This is a genomic window from Cellulomonas septica (genome assembly GCF_012396155.1).
Lineage (GTDB): Bacteria > Actinomycetota > Actinomycetes > Actinomycetales > Cellulomonadaceae > Cellulomonas > Cellulomonas septica.
Genome location: NZ_JAAXOY010000263.1, coordinates 1 through 4,626 on the forward strand (window position 1 = coordinate 1; position 4,626 = coordinate 4,626).

Consider the following 4,626-nt stretch of genomic DNA (forward strand, 5'->3'; position numbering starts at 1 on the left):
AGGTCGCGCTCGGGGCGGACGGGGCGGACGCGGCGCGTGCGGCGGTGCGGGCGCGGCTGCCCGTGCTCGACGACCTCGGGCTGTGACACGGGAGAGGGCCGGGGCGGCGTCGTGCGGGACGCCGCCCCGGCCCTCGCTCGTGGTCAGCTCACGGCGGCGCGGCCCAGGAAGGTCTCGAGCGCGTCGAGCGAGGCGGCCGCCTCGTCGTCGTCGGCCTCGGTCGCGAGGGTGACCTCGTCGCCCGCGCACACGCCCAGCGTGATGACGGACAGGATCGAGCGGGCCGGCGCCGGCGTGGAGCCGTTCTTCGCGATGGTCACCGGTGCGGGCTGTCGCGCGGCCTCGGCGACGAAGAGCGCGGCGGGGCGGGCGTGCAGGCCCTCCTCGATCGCGACGACGACGGAACGCTGCATGGCCTGCCTCCTGGATGTCGACGATGACATCGGAAGGCTACTGGTCTAGACCATGCAGGTCCAGGCTCAGCGGCCGCGGAACGGCCCGTGCAGCGCCGCCCACTGGAGCAGCATGATCGTCTTCGCGTCGGCCACCTCCCCGGTCAGCGTCATCGCGAGCGCGTCCGCGAACGGCAGCTCGACGACCTCGATGTCCTCCCCCTCCGCCGCGACACCACCGCCGGCGTCCGTGCGCTGCGCGGGCGTGTACGGCGCGGCCCAGAAGTGCAGCCGCTCGGTGACCGAGCCCGGGCTCATCCAGACGTCGAAGACCCGCTCGAGCGCGCCCACCTGCACACCGGTCTCCTCCTGCGCCTCGCGACGGATCGCCGTCTCGGGGTCGTCGTCGTCGAGCAGGCCGGCCGCGGCCTCGAGGAGCATCCCGTCCGGGTGGCCGTTGACGTAGACCGGGAAGCGGAACTGCCGCGTGAGGAGCACGGTCGCGCGGTCGGGGTCGTACAGGAGGACGGTCGCGCCGTTGCCGCGGTCGTACGTCTCGCGCTGCTGCCGCGTCCACCGGCCGTCGGCGGCGCGGTAGTCGAACGTCGTCCGGCGCAGCACGTGCCACGCGGCGGCGAGGACCTCGACCGCGACCACGCGGACGCGGGGGTTGCCGGTGAGGTCGAGGCCGGTGCGGTCGAGGTCGGTGCGGCCCCGGTGGTCCGGGATCCGCGTCCCGGGCAGCGCGGGCGTGGACGTGGTCGTGGGCGTGGTCGTGGGCGTGGTCGTGGGAGGCATGTGTGCGACAGTACGTGCAACACTCGGCAAGAACAAGAAAGAACGTGCAGCACCCGGAGGTCGCATGCTCACCGCCCAACGCCGTGACGTCCTGCTCGCGCGGCTCCACCGCGACGGTCGCATCGTCGCCAAGGACCTCGCCGCCGAGCTCGGCCTGTCACCCGACACCCTCCGGCGCGACCTGCGCGACCTCGCGCAGGCAGGCCTGTGCCAGCGCGTGTACGGCGGGGCGCTCCCGGCCTCCCCCGCCGTCGGCGACCTCGCGAGCCGCGGAGGAGTCAGCATCGCGAGCAAGGACCGCGTCGCCGCCGCAGCCGCGCGGCTCGTCACCCCCGGCTCCACCGCGATCCTCGACGGCGGCACCACGGCGCTCGCGGTCGCCCGGGCGTTGCCACCCGACCTGGACGCCACGATCGTGACGCACAGCCCGGGCGTCGCAGCGGCGCTGGTCGAGCACCCGCGTGCCGAGGTGGTCGTGCTCGGCGGCCGGCTGTTCAAGCACTCCGGGGTCGCGTGCGGTGCCGCGGCCGTCGAGGCGGCGGAGCGCGTCACGGCGGACGTGTTCCTCCTCGGCGTCACGGGTGTGCACCCCACGGCGGGGCTCACCACGGGGGACGCCGACGAGGCCGCCATGAAGCGCGCGCTGGCCCGTCGCGCCGCCGACACGTTCGTCCTGGCCAGCGCGGAGAAGGTCGGTGCCGCGTCGCGTTTCGCGGTCCTGCCGCTCGACGAGGTCGCGGGCGTCGTCACGGACGTCGCGGCGGAGGACCCGACGCTCGTCGAGCTCCGGCGCGCGGGCGTCGCGCTGGTGCCCGCCTGACGGCCCCGCGCGAGGGCACGCGCGCGGTCGAGACGCGGGTGGGCCAGGCGTCAGCCCAGCGTCTCCGCCTCCTGCGCGACGCGGAGGAAGTCCTGCACCTCGACGGGCTCGAGCCGGTCGAGCACGGCGACGGCGTCCTGCTCGTCGAGGTACGTGGTGTCGACGCGCCACTCGACGTCGCCGACGCGGACGAAGACGTACCGCGTGGCGTTGTCGCGGAGCGTGACGGTCCCGTGCACCCCGTGACCGATCACCGTGCACGTCGGCTCGGAGCCCAGCGGCGCGCAGTCCGTCCGGTCCGTGCTCACGTCGACGACGTAGTTCGCCTCGTCGGCCGTGCCGGCCCCGCGCCGCCACTGCATCGTGAGGTCGAGGTCCGACCCGGGGTACGGCCACCGCGTCGTCAGGTAGGTCCACCCGCCGGGCAACGGGCTGTCGACCGAGGTGCCGTCCGTCAGCGGCAGCCCACCGTCGAACCGCTGCAGCTCGGTCCGCCGCTCGTCGCCGCGCTGCCAGCGCTGCAGCGCCGTGTCACCCAGCCCGAGCAGCACGACCGCGCCGACGACGATCGCGACCCACCGCCAGCGCGCGTGCCCCGTCACGACCAGCGGCAGCAGCACGGGCAGGGTCAGCAGGCACAGGTGCGCGACCGGCCCTCCCGGCGCGCGGCTCAGCGCCACCGCCACCACGAGCGCGGCGAGCACCGCGGCGAGCGCCGGGCGCCACCGCTCCCCCGGCGGGAGCCGGCGGAAGGCGACCGACGCCGTCACGACGAGGGCGACCACGCCCACCACCGCCGTCACGCCCAGCCCGACGAGGACGAGCCCGAGACCCTCCCAGCCGACCGACGGGCGGTTCGCGAGCAGCGCGACGACGGCCATGCCCGCCACGGCCACAGCACCCGGCACGACGAGCGTGATCAGCGCGGCGACGACGACGTCCCGACGGTTCCCCACAGCCACCGGCGGACCGTACCAGCGGGGCCAGGGCTGCCGTGGCGGAACTGCGTGAGGCGTTCCACGATGTCCCCACCGCCCGCGCGACGACGAGAGGTGAGCACGCTCATGGAGCACTGGACGGCGCCGCACCAGGACCGGGACCGCGTGAGCCGCGACGACGGGCACACCGCGAGGGGCGTCACCGAGCTCATGCTCGTCCGGCACGGCGAGAGCGTCGGCAACGTCGCGGCGTCGGCCGCCCAGCGCGCCGGCCAGGAGGTCATCGACCTCGACACGCGCGACGCGGACACCCCGCTGTCCGCACTCGGCGCGGAGCAGGCGACCGCCCTGGGCACCTGGCTCGCGGACGCGTCGCGCACGACCGGCCCGGACGTCGTGTGGGTGTCGCCCTACGTGCGCGCGGTGCAGACCGCGACGATCGCGCTCGAGGCGGCCGGGCTCGACCTCCCCCTGCACCAGGACGAGCGCCTGCGCGACCGTGAGCTCGGCGTCCTCGACCTGCTCACGAGCACCGGCGTCGACGCGCGGTTCCCGGCCGAGGCCGCGCGCCGCCGGCACCTCGGCAAGTTCTTCTACCGGCCACCGGGCGGCGAGTCCTGGGCCGACCTGACCCTCCGCGTCCGGTCGTTCCTCACCGACCTGGACCGGTGGGAGGCGGACCGCCGCGTCCTCGTGGTCGCGCACGACGCCGTCCTCATGACCGTCCGGTACGTCTGCGAGCGCCTCACCGAGACGGAGGTGCTCGACCTCGGCCGCCGCAACCCCGTCCGGAACGCGGCCGTGACCCGGCTCGTCCGGCAGCCGAGCCACCGCCCCGGACCGCCGCGGTGGGAGCTCACCGCGTTCAACGACGACGCCCACCTCCGCACGCGGGGGACGCCTGCCACGACGCACCCGGGAGACACCGATGCCCACCCGCACTGAGACCGTCACGCCCCGCCTGCTGCGCGAGTGGGCGCTGCCGTCGCTCGCGGGCTCGAAGTACGGGCGCGGTCAGGTCGTCGTCGTGGGCGGCGCGCGCACGACACCCGGCGCGGTGCTGCTCGCGGGTACCGCGGCGCTCCGGGTGGGGGCGGGCCGGCTCACGCTCGCGGTCGCCCGGTCCGTCGCGGTCCCGCTCGCCGTCGCCCTGCCCGAGGCGGGTGTCGTCGGGCTCCCCGAGACCGAGCAGGGGTCGGTCGAGGGCACCGGGCTCGACGTCGTCGCCGACGACCTGCACGCCGCCGACGCCGTGCTCGTCGGTCCGGGCCTCGACGACGCCGACCGCACCGCGGCCCTGCTCACCGCGCTCGTGCCGCTGGTCCGACGGTCGACGCCCGTCCTGCTCGACGCGTACGCCCTCGGCGTCCTCGCCGACCTCCCGGACGTCGCGGAGCAGCTGCGCGGCCGCCTCGTCCTGACGCCGAACACCACGGAGGCCGCGCGGCTGCTCGGCGTCCCCGACGACGACCTCGACGACACCGCGGCGGACCGCGTCGCGAAGCGCTACGGCGCGGTCGTCACGTGCCAGGGACGCATCGGCGCGCCCGACGGGGGCCGGTGGGAGGTCTCGACCGGGACGCCGGGGCTCGCGACCTCCGGGAGCGGGGACGTGCTCGCCGGTGCGCTCGTCGGGCTGCTCGGCCGTGGCGCCGACCCCGCCCAGGCCGCCTGCTGG

At 75.9% G+C, this 4,626-nt stretch carries 6 protein-coding genes; 3 read left to right on the forward strand and 3 right to left on the reverse strand.

Features of this window, described 5'->3' with window-relative positions; all coding sequences use genetic code 11:
* Positions 1-143: 143 nt before the first annotated feature.
* Positions 144-413, reverse strand: a complete 270-nt coding sequence (locus HGA02_RS11075) for an HPr family phosphocarrier protein (protein ID WP_168679058.1) — start codon at positions 411-413, stop codon at positions 144-146.
* A gap of 66 nt (positions 414-479) precedes the next feature.
* Complete coding sequence (locus tag HGA02_RS11080) at positions 480-1,190, reverse strand: NUDIX domain-containing protein (protein ID WP_168679059.1); 711 nt, start codon at positions 1,188-1,190, stop codon at positions 480-482.
* A 64-nt stretch (positions 1,191-1,254) separates the two neighbouring features.
* Here HGA02_RS11080 and HGA02_RS11085 point away from each other — a divergent pair, with 64 nt between their 5' ends.
* A complete protein-coding gene (locus HGA02_RS11085) occupies positions 1,255-2,010 on the forward strand; it encodes a DeoR/GlpR family DNA-binding transcription regulator (protein WP_168679060.1) in 756 nt (251 codons plus the stop codon).
* A gap of 50 nt (positions 2,011-2,060) precedes the next feature.
* Here the strand turns inward: HGA02_RS11085 and HGA02_RS11090 are convergent, their stop codons facing one another.
* Positions 2,061-2,972, reverse strand: a complete 912-nt coding sequence (locus HGA02_RS11090; protein ID WP_168679061.1) for a hypothetical protein — start codon at positions 2,970-2,972, stop codon at positions 2,061-2,063.
* A gap of 186 nt (positions 2,973-3,158) precedes the next feature.
* Here HGA02_RS11090 and HGA02_RS11095 point away from each other — a divergent pair, with 186 nt between their 5' ends.
* Together HGA02_RS11095 and HGA02_RS11100 are read left to right on the forward strand one after the other, a co-directional pair.
* Positions 3,159-3,893 carry a histidine phosphatase family protein gene (locus HGA02_RS11095; RefSeq protein WP_246247682.1) on the forward strand — a complete coding sequence of 245 codons (735 nt, stop codon included), beginning with the start codon at positions 3,159-3,161 and terminating at the stop codon, positions 3,891-3,893.
* The coding region (locus tag HGA02_RS11100; protein WP_168679062.1) for an NAD(P)H-hydrate dehydratase at positions 3,877-4,626 on the forward strand (750 nt) is incomplete at its 3' end. The genes HGA02_RS11095 and HGA02_RS11100, both read left to right, overlap by 17 nt.